This is a genomic window from Streptomyces sp. NPDC059201, from assembly GCF_042754585.1.
Lineage (GTDB): Bacteria > Actinomycetota > Actinomycetes > Streptomycetales > Streptomycetaceae > Streptomyces.
Genome location: NZ_JBHZBB010000004.1, coordinates 545,487 through 571,297, shown reverse-complemented (window position 1 = coordinate 571,297; position 25,811 = coordinate 545,487). Strand labels below are relative to the sequence as shown.

At 73.5% G+C, this 25,811-nt stretch carries 22 protein-coding genes; 11 read left to right on the top strand and 11 right to left on the bottom strand.

Going from position 1 to position 25,811, the window contains the following annotated elements; all coding sequences use genetic code 11:
• Positions 1–71: 71 nt before the first annotated feature.
• Positions 72–2,165 carry a HelD family protein gene (locus tag ACFXMG_RS17035; RefSeq protein ID WP_383818064.1) on the bottom strand — a complete coding sequence of 698 codons (2,094 nt, stop codon included), beginning with the start codon at positions 2,163–2,165 and terminating at the stop codon, positions 72–74.
• 214 nt (positions 2,166–2,379) lie between these two features.
• Between ACFXMG_RS17035 and ACFXMG_RS17030 the strand changes: the two genes are divergently transcribed.
• A complete protein-coding gene (locus ACFXMG_RS17030; protein ID WP_383818066.1) occupies positions 2,380–2,580 on the top strand; it encodes a hypothetical protein in 201 nt (66 codons plus the stop codon).
• Positions 2,581–2,649: 69 nt separating this feature from the next.
• Positions 2,650–2,955, top strand: a complete 306-nt coding sequence (locus tag ACFXMG_RS17025; RefSeq protein ID WP_383818067.1) for a hypothetical protein — start codon at positions 2,650–2,652, stop codon at positions 2,953–2,955.
• Positions 2,956–2,983: 28 nt separating this feature from the next.
• On the opposite strand, the gene ACFXMG_RS17020 is transcribed toward ACFXMG_RS17025, so the two are convergent.
• Entirely contained in the window at positions 2,984–4,624 is a 1,641-nt protein-coding gene (locus ACFXMG_RS17020) for a DNA repair helicase XPB (RefSeq protein WP_383818069.1), read from the bottom strand.
• Between the two features lie 113 nt (positions 4,625–4,737).
• On the opposite strand from ACFXMG_RS17020, the gene ACFXMG_RS17015 reads away from it, so the two are divergent.
• Positions 4,738–5,316, top strand: coding sequence for a Uma2 family endonuclease (locus ACFXMG_RS17015; protein ID WP_383818070.1), 579 nt, complete (start codon positions 4,738–4,740; stop codon positions 5,314–5,316).
• On the opposite strand, the gene ACFXMG_RS17010 is transcribed toward ACFXMG_RS17015, so the two are convergent.
• Positions 5,313–7,982: a helicase-associated domain-containing protein gene (locus ACFXMG_RS17010; RefSeq protein WP_383818072.1), complete on the bottom strand. Its 2,670-nt coding sequence runs from the start codon at positions 7,980–7,982 to the stop codon at positions 5,313–5,315. The genes ACFXMG_RS17015 and ACFXMG_RS17010 overlap by 4 nt on opposite strands.
• Before the next feature lie 76 nt (positions 7,983–8,058).
• Between ACFXMG_RS17010 and ACFXMG_RS17005 the strand changes: the two genes are divergently transcribed.
• Positions 8,059–9,105 carry a hypothetical protein gene (locus tag ACFXMG_RS17005; RefSeq protein ID WP_383818073.1) on the top strand — a complete coding sequence of 349 codons (1,047 nt, stop codon included), beginning with the start codon at positions 8,059–8,061 and terminating at the stop codon, positions 9,103–9,105.
• On the opposite strand, the gene ACFXMG_RS17000 is transcribed toward ACFXMG_RS17005, so the two are convergent.
• Genes ACFXMG_RS17000 through ACFXMG_RS16990 form a run of 3 tightly spaced genes read right to left on the bottom strand, consistent with a single transcriptional unit; the run spans position 9,067 to position 12,025 of the window.
• Positions 9,067–9,918 carry an ABC transporter ATP-binding protein gene (locus ACFXMG_RS17000; RefSeq protein WP_383818075.1) on the bottom strand — a complete coding sequence of 284 codons (852 nt, stop codon included), beginning with the start codon at positions 9,916–9,918 and terminating at the stop codon, positions 9,067–9,069. The genes ACFXMG_RS17005 and ACFXMG_RS17000 overlap by 39 nt on opposite strands.
• Positions 9,915–11,024 carry a FecCD family ABC transporter permease gene (locus ACFXMG_RS16995; protein WP_383818076.1) on the bottom strand — a complete coding sequence of 370 codons (1,110 nt, stop codon included), beginning with the start codon at positions 11,022–11,024 and terminating at the stop codon, positions 9,915–9,917. The genes ACFXMG_RS17000 and ACFXMG_RS16995 overlap by 4 nt, the downstream gene beginning before the upstream one ends.
• The gene (locus ACFXMG_RS16990) at positions 11,021–12,025 is read right to left on the bottom strand and encodes a FecCD family ABC transporter permease (RefSeq protein ID WP_383818077.1); all 1,005 of its coding nucleotides are present in this window, start codon (positions 12,023–12,025) and stop codon (positions 11,021–11,023) included. The genes ACFXMG_RS16995 and ACFXMG_RS16990 overlap by 4 nt, the downstream gene beginning before the upstream one ends.
• Before the next feature lie 126 nt (positions 12,026–12,151).
• Here ACFXMG_RS16990 and ACFXMG_RS16985 point away from each other — a divergent pair, with 126 nt between their 5' ends.
• Entirely contained in the window at positions 12,152–12,799 is a 648-nt protein-coding gene (locus ACFXMG_RS16985) for an HAD family hydrolase (protein WP_383818079.1), read from the top strand.
• On the opposite strand, the gene ACFXMG_RS16980 is transcribed toward ACFXMG_RS16985, so the two are convergent.
• Positions 12,796–13,074, bottom strand: coding sequence for a hypothetical protein (locus ACFXMG_RS16980; protein WP_383818081.1), 279 nt, complete (start codon positions 13,072–13,074; stop codon positions 12,796–12,798). The two genes, ACFXMG_RS16985 and ACFXMG_RS16980, sit on opposite strands and share 4 nt — an antisense overlap.
• Positions 13,075–13,205: 131 nt before the next feature.
• Here ACFXMG_RS16980 and ACFXMG_RS16975 point away from each other — a divergent pair, with 131 nt between their 5' ends.
• From ACFXMG_RS16975 to ACFXMG_RS16960, 4 genes are all read left to right on the top strand, one after another.
• Positions 13,206–14,822: a recombinase family protein gene (locus tag ACFXMG_RS16975; protein WP_383818082.1), complete on the top strand. Its 1,617-nt coding sequence runs from the start codon at positions 13,206–13,208 to the stop codon at positions 14,820–14,822.
• Between the two features lie 81 nt (positions 14,823–14,903).
• Positions 14,904–16,118: a helix-turn-helix domain-containing protein gene (locus tag ACFXMG_RS16970; protein ID WP_383818083.1), complete on the top strand. Its 1,215-nt coding sequence runs from the start codon at positions 14,904–14,906 to the stop codon at positions 16,116–16,118.
• A 123-nt stretch (positions 16,119–16,241) separates the two neighbouring features.
• A complete protein-coding gene (locus ACFXMG_RS16965; protein WP_383818085.1) occupies positions 16,242–16,625 on the top strand; it encodes a DUF6415 family natural product biosynthesis protein in 384 nt (127 codons plus the stop codon).
• Positions 16,626–16,791: 166 nt separating this feature from the next.
• Positions 16,792–17,175, top strand: coding sequence for a cold-shock protein (locus tag ACFXMG_RS16960; protein ID WP_189954685.1), 384 nt, complete (start codon positions 16,792–16,794; stop codon positions 17,173–17,175).
• A gap of 12 nt (positions 17,176–17,187) precedes the next feature.
• Here the strand turns inward: ACFXMG_RS16960 and ACFXMG_RS16955 are convergent, their stop codons facing one another.
• From ACFXMG_RS16955 to ACFXMG_RS16940, 4 genes are all read right to left on the bottom strand, one after another.
• Positions 17,188–18,033 carry a 1,4-dihydroxy-6-naphthoate synthase gene (locus tag ACFXMG_RS16955; RefSeq protein WP_383818087.1) on the bottom strand — a complete coding sequence of 282 codons (846 nt, stop codon included), beginning with the start codon at positions 18,031–18,033 and terminating at the stop codon, positions 17,188–17,190.
• On the bottom strand, positions 18,024–18,770 hold the full coding sequence (locus tag ACFXMG_RS16950; RefSeq protein ID WP_383818089.1) for a futalosine hydrolase: 747 nt from the start codon (positions 18,768–18,770) through the stop codon (positions 18,024–18,026). Before ACFXMG_RS16950 ends, ACFXMG_RS16955 begins: the two co-directional genes overlap by 10 nt.
• 7 nt (positions 18,771–18,777) lie before the next feature.
• Positions 18,778–19,266: a DUF2771 domain-containing protein gene (locus ACFXMG_RS16945; RefSeq protein WP_383818091.1), complete on the bottom strand. Its 489-nt coding sequence runs from the start codon at positions 19,264–19,266 to the stop codon at positions 18,778–18,780.
• Positions 19,267–19,368: 102 nt separating this feature from the next.
• Complete coding sequence (locus ACFXMG_RS16940) at positions 19,369–20,745, bottom strand: MFS transporter (protein WP_383818092.1); 1,377 nt, start codon at positions 20,743–20,745, stop codon at positions 19,369–19,371.
• Positions 20,746–21,185: 440 nt separating this feature from the next.
• Here ACFXMG_RS16940 and ACFXMG_RS16935 point away from each other — a divergent pair, with 440 nt between their 5' ends.
• The gene (locus tag ACFXMG_RS16935) at positions 21,186–22,121 is read left to right on the top strand and encodes a DUF3027 domain-containing protein (protein WP_383818094.1); all 936 of its coding nucleotides are present in this window, start codon (positions 21,186–21,188) and stop codon (positions 22,119–22,121) included.
• Between the two features lie 529 nt (positions 22,122–22,650).
• Positions 22,651–25,785 (top strand): sacsin N-terminal ATP-binding-like domain-containing protein, encoded by a 3,135-nt coding sequence (locus ACFXMG_RS16930; protein ID WP_383818096.1) that lies wholly within the window; start codon positions 22,651–22,653, stop codon positions 25,783–25,785.
• The last annotated feature ends 26 nt before the right edge of the window (positions 25,786–25,811 follow it).

Here is a 25,811-nt window from a genome sequence, read left to right as displayed (position 1 = left end):
GGGCGCAGGCCCGCACGGGGGTGGTCCAGCGGAGGGTGCCGTCCAGCCTGGCGGGCCAGCACCCCCGGGCCCTACAGCTGCGGCGGTAGCGGGGACGCGTGGGTGATCGTGAGGCCGGAGACTGCTCGGGTGAGGGTTACGTAGAGGCGGCGGAGGCCGGTGCGTTCGTCGGGTTCGCCGTCTACGATCGCGGCGGGCTCGTCGAGGACGACGTAGTCGTACTCCAGGCCCTTCGCCAGGGACGCGGGGACCAGGGTGAGGCGCGACTCCGCCGTCGTCTCCTCGCCTGGGGAGAGGTACTTCAGGCCCGCCTCCGACAGCGCTTCCGCCAGCTGCGCCACCCGCGCGTCCGCCGCGATGAGGCCGATCGACCCCTCGTGCGCGAGCGCGTCCGCGCACGCCGTGACCACCGCCTCCTCGGAGGGGGCGGTGACCTGGCGGATCTCGAAGGCGCCCGGGTTCTCGCGGACGGACTCCACCGGGGCGAGGCCCGGCGCCATGTGGGGCAGGAGCCGGGACGCGTACGAGATGACCTCGCTGGGGACGCGGAAGCCGGCCGTCAGCTCCTCGACCCGGGACTCCGGCTTGCCGAGGTGCGCCAGCGCCGTCTCCCAGCTCTGCGTGGCCCACGGCGTCGTGCCCTGCGCGAGGTCGCCGAGGATCGTCGCGGAACCGGTCGTGCAGCGCCGCCCCACCGCCCGGTACTGCATGGGGGAGAGGTCCTGCGCCTCGTCGAGGACGACGTGCCCGAGCGAGTGCGTCCGCTCGACGAGGTCCGTCGTCTCGTCGATCAGCACCGTGTCCGCCGCCGACCACCGCGCCGTCTTCACGCCGCGCCCCGGCTTCGCCCACAGCAGCAGCTTCTGCTCCTCCTCGCTCAGCAGCCCTGCCGCGTGCTCCGCGAGGAACTCCGCGTCCCCCAGCAGCCGCAGCACCAGCTTCGCCGGGTCGACCGGCGGCCAGCACTCCTTCACCACCGCCTTCACCGCCGCGTTCCGGGCCACCGCGTTCTGCACCCGGTCGTCAGGCGCCTCGCCCGCCTGCTCCATCCGCATCAGGACGGCGTGCGCGATCCGCTGCGGCAGCGCCTCGCGGGCGGCCCCGTAGCGGATGTCACGTGCCGTCAACTCCCGTACGATCTCCTCCAGTTCGTACGCCGGGACCCGCCAGCGGCGCGAGCCGCGCACCACCATCAGCGGTTCCTTCGGCAGCGTCACGTGCGACCAGACGGCCCGCCGCAGCACCTCCGCCATCCGGGCGTCGCCCTTCACGACCGCCGTCGCCGCCTCGTCCGTGCCCCGCACCTCCACGTGCGCCACGAGGTCGTCGACGGTCGCCTGCTTCACCTCCAGCTCGCCGAGCGCGGGCAGCACCTGCTCGATGTACTGGAGGAAGGACCGGTTCGGCCCGATGACGAGCGTCCCGGTGCGGGCGAGCCGCTCCCGGTGGGCGTACAGCAGATAGGCGACGCGGTGCAGGCCGACGGCCGTCTTGCCGGTGCCGGGGCCGCCCTGCACGCACAGCGTGCCGGACAGGTCGGAGCGGACGATCTCGTCCTGCTCGGGCTGGATCGTGGCGACGATGTCCCGCATGGGGCCCACGCGCGGCCGCTCGATCTCCGCCTGGAGCAGCCGGCTGGTGCGCGACCCCTCGGCGGAGCCGAAAAATGTCTCAGCGGCCGGGTCGGAGAGGTGCTCGTCCTCGTACGCGGTGAGCTCGCCGCCCGTGTAGCCGAAGCGGCGGCGCAGCCCCACGTCCTGCGGGTCCTTCTTCGACGCCTGGTAGTACGGCTGCGAGACCGGCGCGCGCCAGTCGATGACCATCGGGTCGCCGTGCGCGTCGTGGACGTGCCGCCGCCCGATGTAGAAGCGCTGCCCGTGCTGGGTGGGCGGCAGGTAGTCGAGCCGGCCGAAGAAGAGCGGGGTGTGGGCGAGGTCCGCGAGCGCCTTGATGCGGTCCTCGATCTGCCGTTCCAGGACGATCGAGTTGACCCAGTTCGCGGTGACGTCCTTGATGTCCAGCGCCTCCACCTCCTCGCGCATCGCGCGCAGGGCGGCGCGGGAGGAGGTCAGGTGGGCCCGCTCGCGTACGAGCGGATCGTCGGTGGGCACAGCTGCGGACACGGTGGAGCCTCCGGTCGGGCATGCGGACGGACACACGGACATGGCGATGTGGCCGCCGGTTTCCGACCGGACGGCGGCGCGCTCCTCGGACGCCTATGCGTACGCGTCCCGGAGGCGGGGAAGCCGATGATTCTAGCTCCGGCCCGGGGGCGGGTGCGAATCGTTTTCCCGTAGGGGGAGCGCTCCGCCGTAAGGGGGACGCGGGTTCCGCCCCCAGGCCGATATGTTCCGAATGTCCGGATTCCAGAATGGATACATGACCGCGACGACCTTCACCCTCGTGACCACCGTCCCCCGCCCCCGCCGCCTGATGGCAGCCCTGCGGGCCTTCGGCTCGGCCGCCGTAGAGGTGGCCCTGCTGGGCGACTACGGCGACTACGGCGACGCCTCGGGCCCCGGCGGCGCAGGCATCAAGAACCCCCGCCCGGCCTACGCCCACACCCTCCCCCCGGACTGAGTACGCGCCCCGCCCGGCTGAGTACGCGCACGTCTACCGACGCCCCCGGCGCGCTGATGGGATGGGGGCATGACAACGCCCCCGCACCCCACCACCTCCCCCGACCCCTACGCCCTGAGCCCCCTCGCGCTCCGTGCCTTCGCGGGCTTCGGCCTGTTGCTCGTCGCGGTCTGCACGGTGGCGACCATGGCGGTCACCCTCGACGACGCGATCTCCGGCGACGGCTCCGGCGGAGGCTTCGTCGTGACCGGCTTCTGGGCCCTGGGCCTCGCCGCCGCGGCGGGCGTGGCGGCCCTCGTCGTGCCCCGCCGCGCCCTCGTCGTCGCCCAGTACGCCCTGGCCCTCGCGGGCCCGCTCCTGGCCCTGATGGACTGAGACCGGACGGACGGGCAGGCACGGGCCCCTACGGCGCCAGCAGCTCGTCCGCGTCGACGATGCGGTAGGCGTAGCCCTGCTCGGCCAGGAAGCGCTGCCGGTGGGCGGCGAAGTCCTGGTCGATGGTGTCGCGGGCGACGACCGAGTAGAAGTGCGCCTGGTGGCCGTCCGCCTTCGGGCGCAGGACGCGGCCGAGGCGCTGCGCCTCCTCCTGGCGGGAGCCGAAGGTGCCGGACACCTGGATGGCGACCGTGGCCTCGGGCAGGTCGATGGAGAAGTTGGCGACCTTGGAGACGACGAGGACGTTGATCTCGCCGTTGCGGAAGGCGTCGAAGAGCCGCTCCCGCTCCTTGTTCGACGTCTCGCCCTTGATGACCGGCGCGTCGAGGTGCGCGCCCAGTTCGTCGAGCTGGTCGATGTACTGGCCGATGACGAGGATCTGCTGGCCGGCGAACTTCCGCACCAGCGCCTCCGTCACCCGCCGCTTCGTCGCCGTCGTCGCGCAGAAGCGGTACTTCTCCTCCGCCTCGGCCGTCGCGTAGGCGAGCCGCTCCGACTCGGTGAGGTTGACCCGCACCTCGACGCAGTCGGCGGGCGCGATGTAGCCCTGCGCCTCGATCTCCTTCCACGGCGCGTCGAACCGCTTGGGCCCGATGAGCGAGAAGACGTCCGCCTCCTTGCCGTCCTCGCGCACGAGCGTGGCGGTGAGGCCGAGCCGGCGCCGGGCCTGGAGGTCGGCGGTGAACTTGAAGACCGGCGCGGGCAGCAGGTGCACCTCGTCGTAGACGATCAGGCCCCAGTCGCGGGAGTCGAAGAGCTCCAGGTGCGGGTAGACGCCCTTCCGCTTGGTCGTGAGGACCTGGTACGTCGCGATGGTGACGGGCCGGATCTCCTTCTTCGTCCCCGAGTACTCGCCGATCTCGTCCTCGGTCAGCGAGGTCCGCTTCACCAGCTCGTTCTTCCACTGCCGGGCGGAGACGGTGTTGGTGACGAGGATCAGCGTCGTCGCCTTCGCCTTGGCCATCGCCCCGGCCCCGACCAGCGTCTTGCCCGCGCCGCAGGGCAGCACGACGACACCGGAGCCGCCGTGCCAGAAGCCCTCGACGGCGTGCTGCTGGTACGGCCGCAGGCTCCAGCCGTCCTCCGCGAGCTCGATCGCGTGCGCCTCGCCGTCGACGTACCCGGCGAGGTCCTCGGCGGGCCAGCCCAGCTTCAGCAGCGTCTGCTTGATCTGACCGCGCTCGGAGGGGTGTACGACCACGGTGTCGGGGTCGATCCGCGCCCCCACCAGCGGCTGGACCCGCTTCGACCGGAGGATCTCCTCCAGCACCGGCCGATCGGTCGTCGTCAGCACCAGCCCGTGCGCGGGATGCTTGGTGAGCGTGAGCCGCCCGTACCGGTCCATGGTCTCGGCGATGTCGACGAGCAGCGCGTGCGGCACCGGGTACCGCGAGTACTCCACGAGCGCGTCCACCACCTGCTCGGCGTCGTGCCCCGCGGCCCGCGCGTTCCACAGCCCGAGCGGCGTCACCCGGTACGTATGGATGTGCTCGGGCGCCCGCTCCAGCTCCGCGAACGGCGCGATGGCCCGCCGACAGGCGTCGGCGAGCTCGTGGTCGACCTCAAGGAGCAGCGTCTTGTCACTCTGGACGATGAGTGGCCCGTTCACGTATGTGGGTTCCCTTCCGCACGGCCAAACATCCAGTCTGCCTGACGCCCGGCGGTTGTCGGAGGGGCCTGCCACACTGAAGTCGACCGGTTCCGCATGAGGGAGGAGGCGAGATGAGCGTCGCACACGATCCGCACTATGGGCCCTGGACCATAGAGGAAGTCCTGGCACTGGGGGAGGACCGTGGGCAGCGTCGTGAATTGATGGGGGAAGCGCTCATGATGTCTCCGGCTCCTGGGTTCAAGCACCAGCGGGCGTCGCTGCGCCTCGCGATGCTGCTGGACCGCGCCATTCACGGGGAGGGCGTGGCGGCGGAAGTCCTTGAGGCGGTCAATCTCGTGCTGCCCGACGGCCTTTTCATCCCGGACATCGTCGTCGTCGAGGCGGCCGCCGCAGCGGAGAACCCGGCGACGTGCGACGCCGACGACGTCCTGCTCGTCGTCGAGATCGTCTCCCCGTCGTCCTCCGGCCGCCGCACCGACCGCCTGCTGAAGCCGCCGTACTACGCCGAGGCCGGCATCGAGCACCTGTGGCGGCTCGAACTGGAGCCGGTGCCGACGCTGGTCGTGTGCGAGTTGCGGGACGGCCGCTACGTCGAGCGCCTTGTCGCCGAAGCGGGGCGGACGACGCTGATCGAGAAGCCGTTCCCGCTGGAGGTCGACCCGGCCACTCTGGTCGCGCCGAGAAGCTAGACCTCCTCCTCCGCCAGTTCCGCCACGCCCGTGATGCGGTGCAGGGGGTAGGTCCTGACCTCGTCGGCCGTGTGGTCGTAGCCGGTGACGAAGCCGCCTTCTACGCGGACGGGGGCGATGACGCGCTGGGTGGCCGAGCCTTCCGCGTTGACGTAGCCGATCCAGACGGCCGAGCCGGTCATGGCGGCCGCCTGGACGGTGGCCAGGGTCTCGGCGGCCGAGGTGCGGGGGAGGCCGCCCGCCGTGACCGGGACGGTGGGTTCCTTGCGTACGGCCGTGGCGGCGTGGTCGCCGGCGCGGATGGCGCGGACGGCGGCCGTGAGCAGGGTGGTGTCGGGGGTGGGCGGGCCGTCGGGGACGGGGGCCGGGGCGGTGCGGGGCGGGGTGCGGTGGGCGTCGGCGCGGGTGATCAGGACGTCGCCCTCCGCCGATTCGGCCGCCGGCGCGTACCCCATCGCGCGCAGCCCTTCGAGGAGCGACTTCGGGTCCGTCTGCGCGGCCAGCACCGTCGGCGCGAGGCGGCGCAGCCGCAGCGGGGCCGAGCGGCGGTCGGCCAGGATCTCGCCGAGCAGCGCGTCGTCGTCGCAGCGCACGTACGCCGAGGCCGCCCCGATCCGCAGATGCCCGTGCTTCCTGGCCACGTCGTCGATGAGGTACGCCAGCGGCTGCGGCACCGGCGTCCGCGCGTGCGCGGCGAGGAAGGCGTGCAGGTCGGAGGCGGAGCGGCCGGTGTCGAGCGCGCGCCGCACCGAACCGGGCGTGAACCGGTAGACCGTCGCGCCACCCTTCGATTCCACGTCCGCCAGGACCGCGAGCGCGTCGGCCAGCGGGCGCAGCAGCGGGCCGGGGGCGACGGCGGTCAGGTCGGCCTGGAGCAGGACGTGGTCGACGGCGTGCGGCAGCAGCGGCTCCAGGAGCTCCGCCGCGCGCTCGGCCGCGACCTCCACCTCCACCCCGCCGCCCTCGGCGGCCGGCGCGGCGGCCTCGGTGAGCGGCAGGTTCAGCAGGGCACGCGCGGGCGTGGACAGCGCGCCCCGGCCGGTGATCCCCAGCAGTTCGGCGTCGCCGAGCACCCAGCGGGCGAGCCGCTCCCGCAGGTCGGCGGCGGGCCGCGGCGCCGTGGCCGACGCGCCGGCCGCCGGCGGCCGTGTCTCCGAGGCCCACGGCCCCGCCGCACCGGCCTCCGCGCCCGCACCCGAGCCGCCACTGGCACCCGCGCCCGAAGAGGGCCCCGGCGCCATCCCCGTACGGCTCGCGGCGGACGCGTGCCGGGTCGGGCGCTCCCAGCGCAGCCGGGCCAGCAGGGACTCCGGGGTCGCCGCGGAGCCCGGCGGCAGGGTCGCCAGCAGGCCGAGGACCCGGTGCCGCACCTCGGGGGCCGCCGCCCGGTCCAGGTCGGGGCCGAGCGCGGACAGCGTCCGGCCCTTCGCGTCCTGGCCGCCGACGAGCCCGGGGGTGCGGGTCGCCGCGAGCCAGGCGGTGACCAGCCGGGCCCAGCGCTCGGCCGGCGGCTGGTCGAGCCAGTCGTCGTACGCGGGCGTCGGCGCGTACCGCTCGTCCGCCTCGCCGTCCGAGGCCAGCAGCCCCGCCCCGTACGCCAGCTCCAGCCAGAAGGCCGCCACCGGCTCCGGCACGTCCAGCGCCGCCGCGGTCCGCTTCAGGTCCCGCACCGCCAGGCCGCCCGCCCGCAGCACCGCCGGGCCGCCGTGGTCCCAGGACTTCAGCAGCTCCTCGACCGTGGCCAGCGCCGCGTACGCCTGCCCGGCGGCGGCACTGTCCACAACCTGGGGACGGTACTCGCGCGCCACCACGGCCTCCGGCGCGCGCGGCTCCGGCACCCGGTGCGCCCGCCCGCCCCGCAGGTGCAGCGCCACCTCGCGCGGCAGCACCATCGTGCGCGGCGACACCGGCAGCAGCAGCCCCCGGTCGCGCAGCCAGCTCACCGGCGGCGTCGGCTTCGCCGTCACCTCGCCGTACGGCGGCCCCCACACCAGCCGGTCCAGCACCGACAGCGCCTCCGGCGGCGCCGTGTCGAGCAGCGCCCCCATCCGCTCCCGGTCGGTGAAGAGCCCGGTCAGCGCGGCGACCGCCGACACCGGGTCGTGCGTGGACGCCAGCCCGGCCGCCGCCACGATCTCCTGCAACCGCCCCGGCGACATCCCCGCCGTCGCCTCGGCGACGGTCGGCCCGAGACCGGTGGGGGAGGGGTGCTGCGGCGACGGCGACAGCAGCTCGCGCGCGGTCCGCACCAGCCGCAGCCGGTCGTCCTCGCCCCACACCAGCGCCTGCTCGCGCAGCAGCGCCACCGCGCGGGGCAGCGCCGCCTCGATCTCCGGCGCGTCCTGCCCGCCCAGGAACAGTTCGAGCAGGACGGGGTACGGCGCCGGGTCCGGCGCCACCGCCAGCGCCTCCGCCACCTGAAGCGAGAAGCGGTCGAGCCGCTCCATCGCCCGCACCACCGAAGCCCGCGTCCCGGCCCGGGTCGCCAGCTGCGTCAGATCGTTCGGCACCGGGCCCAGCAGGTCGGGGCGGGCCCGCAGCAGCGCGGCCAGCCCGTCGTCACCGCGCCCCCGCAGCGCCTCGGCCAGCGTGCGCGGGCTCGCCGCGGTCCCACTCGGACGTCCCTCGGGCACGTGCGCCTCCCGGTCCAGCTCGCCGATCCCCATCCGCCCCACGTTATCCGCTGCGCAGGCGCTACCGTCAGGACCGGGACGGCGTTCGGCCGGACGGTGGAGGGGCGGCGTGGGCATCGAGAGCGACCGGATGGTCATGGACTACCTGAGCGAGGTCGGCGACCTGGCCCAGCAACGGCAGCTCCCGCCCCGCGACAGGACCGCCCTCGTCTCCGGCCTCCGCAACGAGATCGACCGCCGCCGCGCCACCCACGGCGAGGAGTCCCCCACCGCCGTCCGGGGCATCCTCGGCGACCTGGGCACCCCGGACGAGGTCGTGAGCAGGGCGGGAGGCAGGGGAGGAGAGGGTACGAGCGGAGCCGGTACGACTCCGGCTCCGGCCCCGGCTTCGGAGCGGCGCGGGCGCACCTGGTGGTCCGACACGGGCAAAGAATCCGGTACGCCCCCGAGCGCGCCTCCCCAGAAGCAGCAGGCTCCCCCGCCCGCCGTCCCCCGCCCCCGGGGCTGGTGGCAAGGCGGCCCGGACACGGACTTCGACCCCGACGCCGAATTCCCTTTCACCCCCGGCTTCGACCCCGACGCCGACCCCGACGACCTGATCGCCCCCGGCTTCATCGGCGGCGTGGAGGCCCCCGAGCTCTTCCTCCCGCCGGAGCCCGAGGCGCCGGAGCCGGAGGCCCCGGACGCGGACTTCGCCCCGGTCGGCCGGGCCCGCCGCCTGGCCCGGCTGCTCCGCAGGCGCCGGCCGAGTGAGGAGGCGCCGGAGGAGGGACCGGGGGAGGAGGCGGCGCCGGGCGCGGGCGCGGTCCAGGTCAGGACCCGCGGCTTCGGCCAGCCGTTCCTGCTGCTCGCCGCGCTACTGCTGGTCGCGGGTGCGGCGTTCGGCTGGCTGCTCGCGCTCGCGGGCGGCTGGCTCATCGCGTACGGCTCGCGTCGTCTGACCCCCGCCCAGGTCAAGCGGGCCGTCTTCGTGCTCCCGGGCGTGGCGGCGGCCGGGGGCATCGGCTGGCTGTGGGGCAGGCTCCAGGGCCGTTGGGGTGAACCGGTCCCGGCGGGCGCCCTGGACACCGCCCTCGCCGAGACCTGGCCCTGGACGCTCAGGGCCGCCGCCCTGCTCTCAGCCCTCTACCTCCTGCACCAGTCCCGCCGTCTCTGAGTCCCCGTCCCTGTCGCCGTCCCCGTCCCCGTCCCACGGCGCGCCGGGGATCACCAGCGGCGAGCCGGTCACCGGGTCGGGGATGACGACCGAGGGGAGGCCGAAGACCTCCTGGACCATCGTGTCCGTGACGATCTCGGAGGGCGGGCCCTGGGCCACGACCCGGCCCGCCTTCATGGCGATGAGGTGGTCGGCGTACCGGGCTGCCTGGTTCAGGTCGTGCAGGACGACGACGACCGTCCGGCCGCGCGAGCGGTTGAGGCGGCGGACGAGGTCCAGGACCTCCACCTGGTGCGCGATGTCCAGGTAGGTCGTGGGCTCGTCGAGGAGCAGGAGGTCGGTCTCCTGCGCGAGGGCCATCGCGATCCAGACGCGCTGGCGCTGCCCACCGGACAGCTCGTCGACGGACCGGTCGGCGAGCGCGGCCACGTCCGTACGGGCCATGGCCTCCGTGACCGCCCGCTCGTCCTCCTCGGACCACTGCTTCCACCACGCCTGGTGCGGCTGCCGGCCGCGCGCGACGAGGTCCGCGACGGTGATCGCCTCGGGCGCGACGGGCGTCTGCGGCAGCAGGCCGATCGAGCGGGCGATCCGCTTCGTGGGGAGCTTCGCCAACTCCTCCCCGTCGAGCAGCACGGCGCCGCCCGCGGGCTTGAGGAGCCGTCCGAGGGCCCGCAGCGTGGTCGACTTGCCGCACGCGTTGGGGCCGACGATGACGGTCACCTTGCCGTCGGGGACCGCCAGGTCGAGGTCCTCGACGACGACCCGGCTCTCGTAGGCGAGGGTCAGCCCGCGGGCCGTCAGTCTGCTCATGCCTTCTCTCCCGTGCGGCTCCGGACGATGAGCCAGATCAGATACGGGGCGCCGACCGCCGCCGTGAGGACGCCCACCGGCAGTTCCACCGGTGAGAACAGGCGCCGTCCGACGAGGTCGGCGGCGGTGACGATCAGCGCGCCGAGGAGCGCCGAGCAGAGCAGCGGGATCTGCGCCGTGCGCGTCACCCGGCGGGCGATCTGCGGGGCGAGGAGGGCCACGAAGTCGACGGGACCGGCGACGCCGGTGGCGACGGAGGCCAGGATCACGCCCACCGCGACGAGCCCGAGCCGCACCCGCCCGAGCCGGACGCCGAGGGCGGTCGCGGTGGAGTCGTCGAGGGCGACGGTCCGCTGGGCGCGGGCCGCCCACAGCACGGCGGGCAGCATCAGCAGCAGCGTCCAGCGGACGGGCGCGGACTCCTCCCAGCCGCGTCCGTTGAGCGAGCCGGTCATCCAGATCTGCGCCTGCTGGGCGACGAGGTAGTCGCCCTTGGTCATGAAGAGGGTGATGAGGGAGCGGAGCGCGATGGCGATGCCGATGCCGATGAGGACGAAGCGGGTCGCGTGCAGCCCGCCGCGCCAGGCGAAGGCGTACACGAGGGCGGCGGCGAGGACACCGCCGGCGATCGACAGGTAGGGCAGGACCGTGTACGAGGCGAGGCCGAAGGTCATCGCGGCGACGGTGAGGGCGCCGGCGCCCTGGCTGATGCCGATGATGTCGGGCGAGGCGAGCGGGTTGCGGGCGACGGTCTGGATGAGCGCGCCGGCGATCCCGAAGGCGGCGCCGACGGCGAGCGCGGTGACGAGCCGCGGCGCGCGCAGCTCCTCGACGACGAACGCGGCGGGGGAGTCGCCGCCGGTGAGGACGGTCAGGACCTCGCCCGGGGAGATGGTCTTCTCACCGACGCAGAGGTACGCGACCGACAGCGCGGCCAGCAGCAGGAGCAGCACCGTGGCGGCGAGTACCGAGCGCCGGTGGACGAGGAAGGAGGCGGGTCCGGTGCGGACGAGCCCGTATCCGGCGGGCCGGGCCCCGGCGCGCCTCGCCTTGGTCGCAGCGGTCTCCGGGCTCCCCGGGCTGCCCGGGGTCTTCGTGAGGCTCATGCCGGGACCGCCTTGCGGCGGACCAGCGTCACCAGGAAGGGCACGCCGATGAGCGCCGTCATGACCCCGGCGGGGATCTCGCCGGGCGGGAAGACGATCCGTCCGGCGACGTCCGCGACCAGCACCATCACGGGCCCGAGGAGCGCGGCCATCGGCAGCACCCACCGGTGGTCGGAGCCGACGACGGCGCGGGCGATGTGGGGGACGGCGAGGCCGACGAAGGCGAGGGGACCGGCGGCGGCGACGGCCGCGCCGGTGAGGACCGTCGCGCCGAGCCCGCCGACGACGCGGACGGTCGCGACCTTCTGCCCGAGCCCCTTGGCGACGTCCTCGCCGAGCGCGAGGGCGTCCAGACCGCGGGCCACCGACAGCACCAGGACGGCGCCGAGCAGCAGGAACGGCCAGATCTGCCCGATGGTGGCCGCGTCCCGCCCGTCGAGGGAGCCGGTCTGCCAGAACCGGAACTCGTCCAGCGCCGCCGCCTGCGTCGTCAGGACGCCGGTCGTCACCGACAGCAGCAGCGCGTTGATCGCCGCGCCGCCGAGGGCCAGCTTCACGGGCGTGGCGCCGCCGCGGCCGCTGGAGGCGATGGCGTACACGGCGACCGAGGCGAGCGCGGCGCCGAGGAAGGCGAACCACACGTACCCGGAGAGGCTGTGCACGCCGAGGAAGGCGATGGCGAGGACGACGGCGACCGAGGAGCCCTGGCTGATGCCGAGGATGCCGGGGTCGGCGATGGGGTTGCGGGTGATGCCCTGGAGGGCGGTGCCGGCGAGCGCGAGGGCGGCGCCGACCATCAGCCCGATGACGGTACGGGGGACCCGCAGCTGCCGCACCACCTCGGCGTCGTCGCCGGTCCCGCCGTGCAGGAGGGCGTCGAAGACGGTGCCGGGCGCGATGGGCCGGGCGCCGACGGCGAGGCTGAGGAGGACGGCGAGGAGCAGGGCGACGACGGCCGCCGAGGTCGCGAGGACCCGTCTGGAACGGAAAGCGGCTGTCATGTGCACCCATCGGGCGAGAAGGAGGCGGAGGAGGTGGAGGAGGGGGGAGGAGGTTCGGTAAGGCTTGGCTTGGCTTGCCTCAGTCGCTCAGTCTAAGCAACCGCCGTATTCGAACACCCGGGCACAATGTCACCCATGACGACGAACACCTCCGAGGCCCCGCTCACCGTCGGTTTCGACCTCGACCTGACCCTGCTCGACACCCGCCCCGGCATCAAGGCCGCCTTCGAGGCGTTCTCGGAGAAGTACGGCGTCGCCGTCGACGCCGACCTCGTCGTCACCCGTCTCGGCCCGCCGCTGGAGCAGGAGATGGCCCACTGGGTGCCCGCCGGGCAGGTCACCGAGATGACCGCCCGCTACCGCGCCCTCTACCCCGAGTACGCGATCGAGCCCACCGTGCCCATGCCGGGCGCCCGGGACGCCCTCGACGCCGTCCGCGAGGCCGGCGGCCGGACCGTCGTCGTCACCGCCAAGAACGCCCCCGACGCCCACCGCCACTTCGCCCACCTGGGCATCGAGCCCGACGCGGTCGTCGGCCGCCTCTTCGCCGAGGCCAAGGCGGAGGCCCTGCGCGCCCACGGCGCCTCGGTGTACGTCGGCGACCACGTCGGCGACGTGCGCGGCGCGGCCGCCGCCGGCGCGTACGCGGTCGGCGTCGCGACCGGCCCCTGCGCCCCCGAGGAGCTGCGCGCGGCCGGCGCCGACGTGGTCCTCAAGGACCTGACGGACTTCCGTGCCTGGTGGGAGGCGTACCACTCCCGCCGCGCCGCCTAGGCGGCGGGCCGCCCCTGGCGGGCCTGCCGCCGCTGGGCCGCGACGGAGCGGAGCACCCCGGCGCCGGCGAGGGCGAAACCGACGCCCATCAGCATCGACACCAGGTAGGCGACGGTCGGGAAGGGATCGGTCCCGAGGAAGAGCGGAGCCACCGTGACCAGGGTCGCGAGCGCGCCGACGGCGAAGACGACGACGCCCGCCTTGACGAGCCCGTCGCCCGGGGCGGAGTCGTCCACGGATTCGCTCACCGCTCCCGCGGGGGTTTCACTGCGCATCCCGCCAGGGTAGTTCCCTGCCCACGGGAACACTTCGGCGGCGTCTTGTCACCGGCTCCCGGACCACTAGACGTGCCTACCGGCTGTACACAACGGGTCACCTAGGCACGCAGAATCGCTACGCTCCTGCCGTGACACCTGGGCTGCGCTACCTCTCCTGTCTCCGCCTGTCTGCCGACTCCGATGGGTCCACATCCATGGAGTGGCAGCGTGGCGTCATCCGTCACCACGTCAGCTCTCCCCACCTGGCCGGCGCTCTGGTCGGGGAAGCGGAGGACACCGATGTCTCAGGCTCCATGAGCCCCTTCAAGCGCCCCAAGCTCGGACGCTGGCTCACGTCACGAGCCGATGAGTTCGACGTGATCATCGCGGCGAAGATGGACCGGCTCACCCGTCGCTCCACGCACTTCAACGAACTGCTGGAGTGGGCGCAGCGGCACGGGAAGTACATCGTCTGCGTGGAAGAGGGGTTCGACCTCTCGACCCCTCAGGGGAAGATGATGGCCCGGATGACGGCCGTCTTCGCTGAGGCCGAGTGGGACATGATCCAGGCACGCATCCTCAACGGCGTACAGAGCCGCCTGGAGAACCGTTCCTGGCTGACAGGTGCTCCGCCTACCGGCTACAGCATCAAGGCCGTAGAGGGCGGCAAACGGAAGGTTCTGGAGATCGACCAGGAGTTCCACCCCTACGTTGAAGAGATCTTCCGGCGCGTCCGTGAGGGACAGTCCACTCACCGCATCGCCCGTGACTTCAATTCCCGTGGCGTACTCACCTGGGGTGATCACCTGCGAAAGGTGAAGGGGGAGAAAACCAAGGGAACGCAGTGGCAGTCCACCATCATCAATAAATTCATCCGGTCTTCCTGGGTCCCGGGAATCTATACCTACAAGGGTGAAGCCATCTTGGGTGACGACGGAGAGATGGTCATTCTCCCGGAAGAGCCGTTGGCGACGATGGATGAGTGGACAGATCTGATGGACCGGATTAAACCCGCCCCGAAGGTGGAAGGAGCGGAAAGCCGTACCGGCGCGAAGAGTCTCCTTTCCGGTGTCGCGCGATGCGGGGAATGCAATTCTCCGGTGACTTCTCTTGTGGGCTCTGGACACACCAGGAAAGACGGAACCAAGGTCCCCGGACACAGGTATTACCGCTGCTCCAACAAGTTCAAGGGCGGGACCTGCTCCACGGGTCTCTACGTCCGTGCCGATGTGCTCGACATGTGGGTCGACCAGGAGATTCTGGGGAGCGTCGGCACCTGGGACATGTACGAGAGGGCAGGCGTAGGGCCCTCTCAGGCTCGGGAACTCCAGTCCGCCAAGGCGCGCCTGGGGAGCCTGGAGGCTCAGTACATCGCAGGAGAGTACGACGGAGAGGGGCAGGAAGAGTCGTACCGCCGTATTCACAGGGGGCTGTCGGCGAAGGTGGCTCTCCTGGAAAAGCAGGAAGCGGAGAGGGCCAACCCTGCTGTCAAGGCTACGGGTAAGAAGTACGGGGAAGTCTGGCAGAGTAAGGATCAGGGGGATCGCAGGGAATTCTTGCGCACCTATGGCGTGAAGCTCTGGGCGTGGGGCAAGGGAGTGGAAGGGAGCGAAAGGGGAATGGTAATGGATCTGGGGGATATTGAGACCATGGCCAATGAGCTTGCCCTTTCTCGCCCGGGAAGCAAGGAGGGAACGGCTCGGATGGTCATCAGTCACAACGTCCCCGAAGAGTACCGCCGGAAAGCGCTGGCATTTGCCACATAATAGAGTGAGCCGAGTGGCCGGGGGCAGGGCAGCAGCCCGGAACCCCGATGGGCGGGGGAGTGGTCGGCGTACGGTGTCGGCGTGACGACCGAAGACCTGGGGAAGACCCTGCGCCGTCTGCGCCGTCTGGCTGGACTGACACAGGAAGAGCTGTCAGAGCGCTCCAACGTGTCCGTGGACGTGATCAGACAGCTTGAGCAGCAGCGCAAGCACTCTGCCCGGCTTCCTACGCTCCATGCCCTGGCGAACGGGCTCGGGGTAGAGCTGACGACGCTCCTGGGTGACCCCCCTGCGGTCTCGTCCCAGGGGGAGACGGACGGCCCCAAGTTCGTGGCGATGCGCCGGGCGGTCATGCCCGCGCTCTGGGGATCTGAGCCGCAACCGCCGGCGTCCGACTTCTCCCTGGACTCCCTGCGGGAACAGATCGCAGAGGGGTGGACGCGCTATCACGCGGCTGAGTTCGACTCTGTGATGGACGCTCTGCCTGCCCTGATCGCGGACGCTCGCTCTGTCTCGGCCTCAGCCGACAAGGGACAGCGAGGGGAAGGGTTCGCAGCTCTGGGGAAGGCGCTGCAACTCGCCGGACACGTTGCCGTACGCATGGGGAAGACAGACCTGGCGCTCATCAGCCTGGAACGGGCGATAGACGCTGCTGCCCAGTCCTCTAACCCTCTGCTCCTGCCCATGCTCGTGAACTCCACTGCGTGGACGTACCAGCGGCAGGGACGCCTGGAAGACGCTCTGGCTATCGCCCTGAGGGCTGCGGACGACATGAAGAGCGCGGGTCTCACCGAGACAGCGGACGGACTCAAGGTCTGGGGCGGACTGACGATGAGCGCCGCTACGTCGGCGGCGAGGAGCGGTGACTATGGCCGCGCAGCGGACCTCATGGAACGGGCGGAGAAGGAAGCCGCACGCGTCGCCAAGCTTCCTGAGGGCGGCGACAGCCGCATGGTGAGCGTGTTCAGTCCGTCGTCCGTACGCATCGAGCGGGTACGTCTCGCCGTCCAGTACGGCCACCCTCACGACGCGTTGGCACTGGCCAAGGGAATGCGGCTCAGGAAGGACACTCCGCCGTCCTGGCGTACGTGGCTGCTCCTGGACGTTGCCCGTGCCCACACGGACACCGGAGACGCTGCCGGGGCGGTCAAGACGCTTGAGTCCCTGCGGAAGGTGGCGCCGACGTGGATGCAACACCACACGCTGGCTGTCGCGATCGTCCGTGACCTGTGGTCGCTCCCCAACCACCCCCCAGGGCTGCGGTCGCTGGCCGAGTTCCTGGGAGTCGTCAGCTAAGCGATCAGAACTAGGACGTCGCGTCCCTGTAAGCGATCACGCCAAGTCGATTGCATGAGAGGTCAGCGCTCCGGCGACCGCGCGAACGGCCCCGGAGCTTGGCCGACCGCAAGGAGTCGACACGTGAACGCTACCGCGCACGGCGCAGCGGAACAGGTCCCGGAGCAGACCATCCCGCTCGACCTCCAGACGATGCGGGAGACGGCCCTCAGAGCGCTTGGGGAAGGGGCGGACGATCTCTCTGAGAACGACGTGGAGAGCCTGATCCAGGCGCTCCGGGGGATGCTGATGCTGCTCCTCCCCGAGGTCACCGCGGCGGCTGACAGGCACCCCAAGGGAGACCTGCCCCGCGTCTGCGCCCTGGCGGGCATCGAGGAAGCCTCACGGCGCCTCAGGAACCGTCACGTGCCGGCCGCTTCCCCGTGGGCTCTGCGGCAGGCTCAGAGGCTCGCACGCTCCGTCATGGCGCTCGCCGGCCACTACGTGAACCTCGGGGGTCGGGGATGAGCCAGACGCTACCGCCATGCCCTTACTCACAGGTGTGGACAGGGACTTCCCTCATTCGGGTGCGGGGTTAACCCTCCCCGCCGCTGGGGACAGCCCCAGTAAGGTGTTCCAGGGCATTTCTACGGGCGCCCAGGAGTGTCCGGGACCGACAGAGGGAGAGTGTGCTTTGCCGACTGGCAAGGTCAAATGGTTCAACAGCGAGAAGGGCTTCGGCTTTCTCTCCCGCGACGACGGCGGTGACGTCTTCGTGCACTCGTCGGTGCTCCCCGACGGAGTCGACGCACTGAAGCCGGGCCAGCGGGTGGAGTTCGGGGTCGTCGCGGGACAGCGGGGTGACCAGGCGCTCTCGGTGACGGTGCTCGACCCGACGCCTTCGGTGGCCGCGGCGCAGCGCCGCAAGCCGGACGAGCTGGCCTCGATCGTGCAGGACCTGACGACGGTCCTGGAGAACATCACGCCGATGCTGGAGCGCGGCCGGTACCCCGACAAGGCGGCCGGCAAGAAGATCGCGGGCCTCCTGCGGGCCGTCGCGGACCAGCTCGACGTCTGACGCCCGTCCCCCTCAGGGGAACGACAGCGCGTCCGGGCCGAGGGGCGGCACCAGCCCCTCGGCCGCGGCCCGGGTGAGCAGCCCCCGGACCGCCGCGTAACCGGCCTCGCCGAGGTCGGCGGTGAACTCGTTCACGTAGAGCCCGATGTGCTGGTCGGCGACCTTCGGGTCCATCTCCTGCGCGTGCTCCATGACGTACGGCCGTGAGGCGGCCGGGTCGTCCCACGCCATCCGCACCGAGCGCCGGGCCGCGTCGGCCAGCTGCCGCAGGGTCTCCTCGCCGAGCGAGCGGCGGGCGACGATCGCGCCGAGCGGGATCGGCAGCCCGGTGGTGGACTCCCAGTGCTCGCCCATGTCGGCGAGGCAGTGGAGCCCGTACGACTTGTAGGTGAAGCGGGCCTCGTGGATGACGAGCCCCGCGTCGACCTTGCCGTCGCGGACGGCGGGCATGATCTCGTGGAACGGCATCACGACGACCTCGCCGACCCCTCCCGGCACGGTCTCGGCCGCCCACAGCCGGAAGAGGAGGTACGCGGTCGAGCGCTCGCTCGGCACCGCGACGGTCCTGCCCCGCAGGTCGAGGCCGGGCTCGCGGGTGAGGACGAGGGGGCCGCAGCCCCGGCCGAGCGCCCCGCCGCAGGGCAGCAGCGCGTACTCGTCGAGGATCCACGGCAGGACGGCGTACGAGACCTTCAGGACGTCGTGGGTGTCGGTGCCGCTCTCCGCCCAGCCGTTGGTGACGTCGATGTCGGCGAAGGTGACGTCGAGGCGCGGGGCGCCGGGGACGCGGCCGTGGGCCCAGGCGTCGAAGACGAAGGTGTCGTTCGGGCAGGGCGAGTAGGCGATCTTCAGCTGCACGGCCGTGCCTCCGGGAAGGTGGTGTCGAGTGCGGCGACGGCCCGCCGCAGGGCGTCCAGGGCGTCGCCGATGCGCCAGGCGGCGCGGTCGCGGGGCCCGACCGCGTTCGACACGGCCCGCAGCTCCAGGACGGCGGTTCCGTGCGCGGCGGCCGCCTCGGCGACCCCGAAGCCCTCCATGGCCTCGGCGGCGGCCCCCGGGTGGCGGGCGGCGAGCTCGCCGGCGCGGGCGGCGCTGCCGGTGACGGTGGAGACGGTCAGCACGGCGCCGGTGGTGTGCGGGAGCCCGGCGGCCGCGAGGGCGGCGGCGACGGGCCCGGTGAGGGCGTCCGGCACGCGGTGCACGGCGCGGCCGAAGCCCAGCTCCTCGACGGGGAGGAACCCGTCGGGCGTGTCGGCGCCCAGATCGGCGGCGACGATCGCGTCCGAGACGACGAGCGAGCCGAGCGGGGCGCGGCCCGGGAAACCGCCGGCGATCCCGGCGGAGACGACGAGCCCGTACGGCTCCCCGGCGAGCGCGGCACGGGTCAGCGCGGCGCCGGTCGAGGCGGCGACGGCGGCGGGCCCCACCCCGCCCACGAGGACGTCGGCGGTGCCCCGCTCCGCCGCGTACCGGCGCAGCACGAGGCCGCCCGGCACGGGAAGCTCCCCGCCCGGGCGGGCGAGGGCGGTGAGACCACCGGCGACGGAGTCCGCCTCCGCCGCCACGGCCGTCACGATCAGGATCCGGTGGGACACCGGAGGATCAGGATTCCTTCTTCAGCTTGAAGTGCCAGATGCCGGTGAGCGTCTTGCCGGTGTTCTCGACGATCGTCACCTGCGTCTCGTCCGGCGCCTCGCCGGTCGGGCTCTGCTGGCTGGAGAAGAACGCGCTGGCCGGGATGGTCCGGTACGTCTTCTTGTACGGCTCCGGCTCGGCCTGCTGGCCGCCGAGGAAGATCGTCCAGCCGTTGTCGGCGATCTCCGGGTCCACGCCGAAGCGGACCTTGTCGTCCATGGCGACGGTGATCGACTTCTCGGCCTTCTGGTTCAGGCACTTCTGGACGTCGGACTCCTTGATGGGGTCGCCGTCGTTGTAGCAGGCGGCCTCGGAGTTGATCGATTCGGACCCGACCGTGACGGTCGCGATCGGAGTCGGCTTTTCGCAGGCGGTGAGGACGAGGAGCCCGGCGGAGACGGCCCCGAGGGCGACGGCGGCCCGGCGGCGCGAGCCGGAGAAGAACGCAACGGTCATGAGCCGAAGGCTATCGGGCCGCCGCGCCGCTGCCACGCGGGGGTACGGCGTGCCGCGCACGGGCCGCCGGTACGGGGGCGGCCAGGGGCGGCCGGGGGCGGCTCAGGCCACCTTCGCGGGGCGCGGGCGGTCGGACGCGCCCGGTCCGCGCGTCGACAGCAGCCCCCGTACGGCGAGGAGCGCGCCGATCCCCAGGAAGCAGGCGGCCGCCGCCATCCCCACCGTCCCGTTCAGCGGCATCACGATCCCGAGCCCGCCGCCCACCACCCACGCCATCTGGAGCGCCGTCTCCGAGCGGGCGAACGCCGAGGTCCGTACGACCTCCGGCACGTCCCGCTGGATCAGGGCGTCCAGGGACAGCTTCGACAGGGCCTGCGTGAGCCCGGCGACCGCGCCGAGCACCGCGACCATCACCCCGCCGAAGAAGACGGCGGCGCAGACCGCCGCCGTCGTCACCGTCGTGATCATCACGGCGATGATCACCTCGGGTCGGTGCCCCCGGTCTCTCAGCAGCGACCCGGCCGCCGTCCCGCACGCGTTCCCCACCCCCGCCGCGACGCCCACGATGCCCAGCGACACCGCCGCCGACTGCCCCGACAGCGGGTGCTCGCGCAGCAGGAACGCCAGGAAGAAGATCAGGAACCCGGAGAGCATCCGCTGCGCCGCGTTCGCCTGGAGGCCGTGCAGCACCGCGGGCCCCACCGTCCGCAGGCTCGGCCGCTTCTCGCCGTGCGTCAGCAGGTGCGCCCGCCGCTCGCCCTTCGCCGAGTCCACCTTGTGCGGCATCCGCACCGCCCAGTACGCGCCCAGCACGAACAGCGCGCACGCCCCGAACAGCGGCCAGCGCGGCCCGACGAGCTGGAGCCCCGCCCCGATCGGCGCGGCGACGCCCGTCGCGAGCAGCCCCGCGAGCGTCACCCGCGAGTTCGCCTTCACCAGCGAGAAGCCCGGTGGCAGCAGCCGGGGTACGACGGCGCTGCGCACCACCCCGTACGCCTTCGACGCGACCAGCACGCCGAGCGCCGCCGGATAGAGCTCGATCCCGCCCGTCACGACCAGCCCCGACATCACGACGGCCAGCACCGCGCGGGCGCCCATCGCCGCCGCCATCGCCGCCCGCCGCCCGTGCGGCAGCCGGTCGAGCAGCGGCCCGATGACGGGCGCGAGGAGGGTGAAGGGGGCCATGGTGATGGCCAGGTAGAGCGCGACCCGGCCGCGGGCCTCGTCGGTCGGCACCGAGAAGAACACGGTCGACGCGAGCGCCACGGTGATCATCACGTCGCCGGCGCCGTTCACCGCGTGCAGCTCGATCAGCTTCCCGAGCCCCGACTCGCCCGCGCCGTGCGCGTGCGTCGCCCGCCGGATCCCCTTCGCGGTGCCCGTGAACGGCAGATGGAGAGCACGCCCCACCGCCCGGCCCGCTCGGCGGAGCGGCCCGGGGCGATCGTGGGATCGACCAGAGGACCGTGCGGCTGCCACCACCTCATAGTGCCCCACCCGCACCCCGCCCGAACCGAGCGGGCGGGCCCCGGGGGTGTCGGACGGCCGGGAAACGGGCGCGGGCGGAGGTCTTGTGGGGGTTCTGCGGGGGCCCGGGAGGGCGGCGGGACACGCCGGAAGGAGGGCGCCTCGGCGCGTGCTCCGGGGCTCGATCCGGGTCACTTGGGGCGCGCAGGTGGGCCCAGGCCCGCGAACGGGGTAGCGTGCGTAGCGCGCCACCGGCGGTTCCTCTCGGCCGCGCGCCCCTTCGGCATCCCGCAGAATGGATGACGAATAGGTGTGCCCGAGACGTGTGAGACCGGTCGGGTGCGGACGTCGATGCGGCCCTCAGGTCCGCTCCGCCCGCCCCACTCCCGGAGCCTCGCTCCCGAACCTCGGCCGGCGCACCCGTGAGACGGCGTAGGAGAGAAGCGATACCAGTGAGTGCTGCGACGACGCGAGACCGTGCCCCGCGTACCCCGCGAGCCACGCGTACCCCGGCCCCCGACCGCCTCTGCGCCGAGGCCGTGGACCTCGCGCGGGAGGCCGCCGAGGAGGCCGCCGCCCCCGGCGTCGTCGGCGAGCACTCCGGTGTCGTCGCGGAGGGCGACCGGGTCGTCACGCACTTCTTCGAGTGCAAGGAGCCCGGCTACCGCGGCTGGCGCTGGGCGGTCACCGTCACCCGCGCCTCCCGGGCCAAGAACGTCACGCTTGACGAAACCGTCCTGCTGCCGGGCTCCGACGCCCTCCTCGCGCCCGAATGGGTGCCGTGGAGCGAGCGGCTGCGCCCCGGCGACCTCGGCCCCGGCGACCTCCTGCCCACCGAGCAGGACGACCCGCGCCTGGAGCCCGGCTACACGGGGGAGGACGCGCCGCCGCCGAACTCCGCGGTCTCCGAGGACCTGGTGGACCACCTCGACGTCGAGGACGCCGAGATCACCGGCCGCACGCCGACGCGCGGGGCGATCGCGTCGGTCGCGGACGAGCTCGGCATGGGGCGGGCGCGGGTCCTCTCGCGGTACGGCCTCCGGCTGGCGGCCGACCGCTGGGACGACTCGTTCGGCCCCCGCACGCCCATGGCGCAGGCCGCGCCCGCCACGTGCCAGTCCTGTGCCTTCCTGATCCCCCTGGCCGGCTCCCTGGGCCAGTCCTTCGGCCTCTGCGCCAACGAACTGTCCCCGGCGGACGGGCGTGTGGTCTCCCTCGCGTACGGCTGCGGCGGCCACTCGGAAGCGGCCGTCATGCCGACACCTCCCCGCCCGGCCGAACCGGTCCTCGACTCCACGGCGGTGGACCCCTTCCCCCTCCGCCCCCCCACCGACTCCGGCAGCACCCTCCCCGAAGACACCACCACCTCCGACCTGGGCCACTCCTGACGCCAGGCCCCCCTGAGGGCTGCGCCCCAGCCGCCCCGCTGCGGGCTGCGCCCCGCCGTTCCGCTGGGGCGGCGCCCACCCCCGCTACGGGCTGCGCCCCGCCGTTTCGTTGTGGGCAATCGTTCCGCTGGGGCGGAACGGGTGGGCACAACGAAACGGCGCCCTTCACCGGGCCTAGGTTCCCGCGCCTGAACGCCCCGCACACGCGAGGCCGCACCGGGGGTGTGCCCACCCGTTCCGCCCTGCGGAACACCTGCCCACACGGTGGGTGGCGGACGCGGAGGCCCGCACGGACAGGCCGGGCGCGGCCCGTACGGGCACCGGGCCGCACCGGCGCGGGCATCGGGTAGCGCGGGCACCGGGTCGCACCCGCGCCGGGTGGCGCGGGCGCCGGCACCGGCGCGGGTCCGTACGTCCCGCCGGGCAGCCCCGCCCCGCACCGCCCGCCGGAGGTGGCTCGTGGTCGCCGCGTGGAATTGGGCCGCGGCGCGGTAACTTCGGCGCGGGACCGAAGGATCGGCACGGCAGAGTGGAGTCAGACGTGAGCGTCACCGTCAGGACGACGACGGACGGAAGCGACCCCTTCGGCACCGCCCGTCTCCGCAGAGGCGTTCTGGACGCCTGGACCGCCTCCCCCGCCCGCTTCCGCGAGGACGCGAACGCCGAGGAGGACCTGGCGCTCGGCGGCTACCGTGACCGCCTCGTCGTCGAGCTGGCGCAGAACGCCGCCGACGCCGCCGCCCGCACCGCCGTCACCGGCCGTCTCCGCCTCACCCTGCACCCGGCCGACGCGGACAGCCCCGCCGTGCTGGCCGCCGCCAACACCGGCGCCCCGCTCGACGCGACCGGCGTCGAGTCCCTCTCCACGCTCCGCGCCTCCGCGAAGCGCACCGAGCAGGACACCGCCGCCGCCGTCGGCCGCTTCGGCGTCGGTTTCGCCGCCGTCCTCGCCGTCTCCGACGAGCCCGCCGTCCTGGGCCGGCACGGCGGCGTCCGATGGTCCCTCGCGGAGGCCCGCGAGCTCGCCGCGGACGTGGCCCGCCACAGCCCGGGCCTCGGCGACGAACTGCGCCGCAGGGACGGCCACGTACCCCTTCTGAGGCTGCCGCTGCCCGCCGAGGGCACCGCGCCCGACGGGTACGACACCGTCGTCGTCCTCCCGCTCCGCGACGCCGCCGCGCACGGCCTCGCCGAACGGCTCCTCGCGGCCGTCGACGACGCACTGCTGCTCACTCTTCCGGGTCTCTCCGAGATCGTCGTGGAGACGCCGGACGGGGTCCGCACCCTGACCCGCTCCGACACGGACGGATACGTCCGCGTCGAGGACTCCGCCGCCGAGGGCCCGCACCGCTGGCGGACCGTCACCCACGCCGGCCCCCTCGACGCCGGCCTCCTCGCGGACCGCCCCGTCGAGGAGCGGCTGCGCCCGCACTGGTCGGTCACCTGGGCCGTGCCGGTCGACGACGCCGGCGCCCCCCGCTACCCGCGCACCCAGCCCGTCGTGCACGCGCCGACGCCCACCGACGAACCCCTCGGCATCCCCGCCCTGCTCATCGCCTCCCTGCCGCTGGACACCGCCCGCCGCCACCCGGCCCCCGGGCCGCTGACGGACTTCCTGGTGCAGCGCGCGGCCGACGCGTACGCCGAACTCCTCGCCGACTGGCGGCCGGTGACGAGCGGCGCGCTCGACCTCGTGCCGGGCCCGCTCGGCAAGGGCCCGCTCGACGGGGCGCTGCGCGAGGCGATCCTCGACCGGCTGCCGCGCGTCGCGTTCCTCGCCCCGGCCGTCGCCTCCGAGGAGGTCCCCGCGCTCCGCCCGATCGAGGCGGAGGTCGTCGAGGGCGCGGGCGCGGAGACGGTCGCGGTCCTCGCCGAGGTGTTCCCGACCCTCATCCCGGCGGGCCTGGAGCGCCGCCCCGAGCTGCGCACGCTCGGCGTGGGCCGGGTGCCGCTGACGGAGGCGGTGGACCGGCTCGCGGGCGTGGAGCGGGCGCCGAGCTGGTGGCGGCGGCTCTACGACTCCCTCGCGGGCGTGGACCCGGACCGGCTGACCGGCCTGCCGGTGCCGCTGGACTCGGGCCGGACGGCGATCGGCCCCCGGCAGGTCCTCCTGCCGCAGGAGGGCACCCCGGCGGAGCTGGCCCGGCTCGGCCTGAAGGTGGCGCACGCGGAGGCCGCGCACCCGCTCCTGGAGAAGCTGGGGGCCCTCCCGGCCACGCCGCGCGCCGTGCTGACGACCCCGCAGGTGCGGGCGGCGGTCGCGGGCTCGCTCGACGCGGGCGAGATCTGGGACGAGGACGAGCAGGCGCTGGACGCGGACGAACTCGCCGAGACGGTGCTCGGGCTCGTACGGGATGCTCATCTGGAGCCCGGCGACGAGCCGTGGCTCGGCGGGCTCGCCCTCCCCGACGAGGACGGCGAGCTCGCCCCGGCGGGCGAACTGGTGCTGCCCGGCTCGGCGTTCGCCGCGGTGATGCGCGAGGACGAGCTCGCGTACGTCGACGCCGAGCTGGCCGCCCGCTGGGGCGAGGCCCCGCTCGCCGCCTGCGGCGTCCTCGCGAACTTCGCGCTCGTGCGCGCCGCCGACCTCGTCCTCGACCCCGACGACCTGGAGCCCCGCGAGGGCGACTTCCCGGAGCCGGACGACGCGGGTCTGCTGGACGCGGTCGACGTGTGGTGCGAGGACGTCCTGGACCGGCTGCCGGAGGCCGTGGTGCCGCCGGTGGCGACGGAGATCGTGGCGGTACGGGACCTGGACCTGGTCGACGACGACGCCTGGCCCCGCGCGCTGGCCCTGCTGGCCCAGCCGCCGCTGCGGGACGCCCTGATCCAGCCCGTACGCGTCCTCCTCCCGGACGGCACGACGGAGACGGTCCGCTCGTACACGGCCTGGTGGCTGCGCGACCACCCGGTCATCGGCGGCCGCCGCCCGGCGGGCCTGCGCGCGGCCGGCACCGACCCGCTCCTCGCCGGCCTGTACGACCCCGCCGACGCGACCGGCTTCGAGGACGAGCAGGTCCTGCGGGCCCTCGGCGTCCGCACCTTGGTCGCGGCGCTCCTCGACGAGCCGGGCGGCGCGGCGGAGCTGCTGTCCCGCCTGGCGGACCCGGAGCGCGAGGTGACCGGCGCGCAGCTGCACGCCCTGTACACGGCGCTTGCCGACCTCGACCCCGAGCAGGTCACCCTCCCCGACGAGCTCCGGGCGGTGGTGGACGGCGAGCTGGTGGTGGTCGACGCGGCGGAGGCCCTGGTGGCCGACGCCCCCGACCTCCTCCCGCTCACGACGGGCCTCCCGCTGCTCCCGGTCTCCCCGTCCCGCGCCGCCGACCTGGCGGACCTCCTCCAGGTCCGCCGCCTCAGCGAGGCGGTCGAGGCGGAGGTCACCACGGAAGGCGAGGAGCACGAGGTCCCGCCCTCGGTCCACGCCCTCCTCGGCCCCTCCACCCCCGCCACCTACCTCGAACACGAGGAGCTCCGCGCCGCCGACGTCGAACTCGACTGGCGCCGGACCCCCGACGGCACCGTCCACGCCTCCACCCTGGAAGGCGTGGCCGCCGCCCTGGCCTGGTCCACGGGCCAGTGGCCCCGCCGCTTCGAGGTGGCGGCCCTCCTGGAGGACCCCACCCGCACCACGGAACTGGCCCGAGACCGCTGGTTCGACTGACCGAGCCCCCAGGGGTCCGTGCCCCC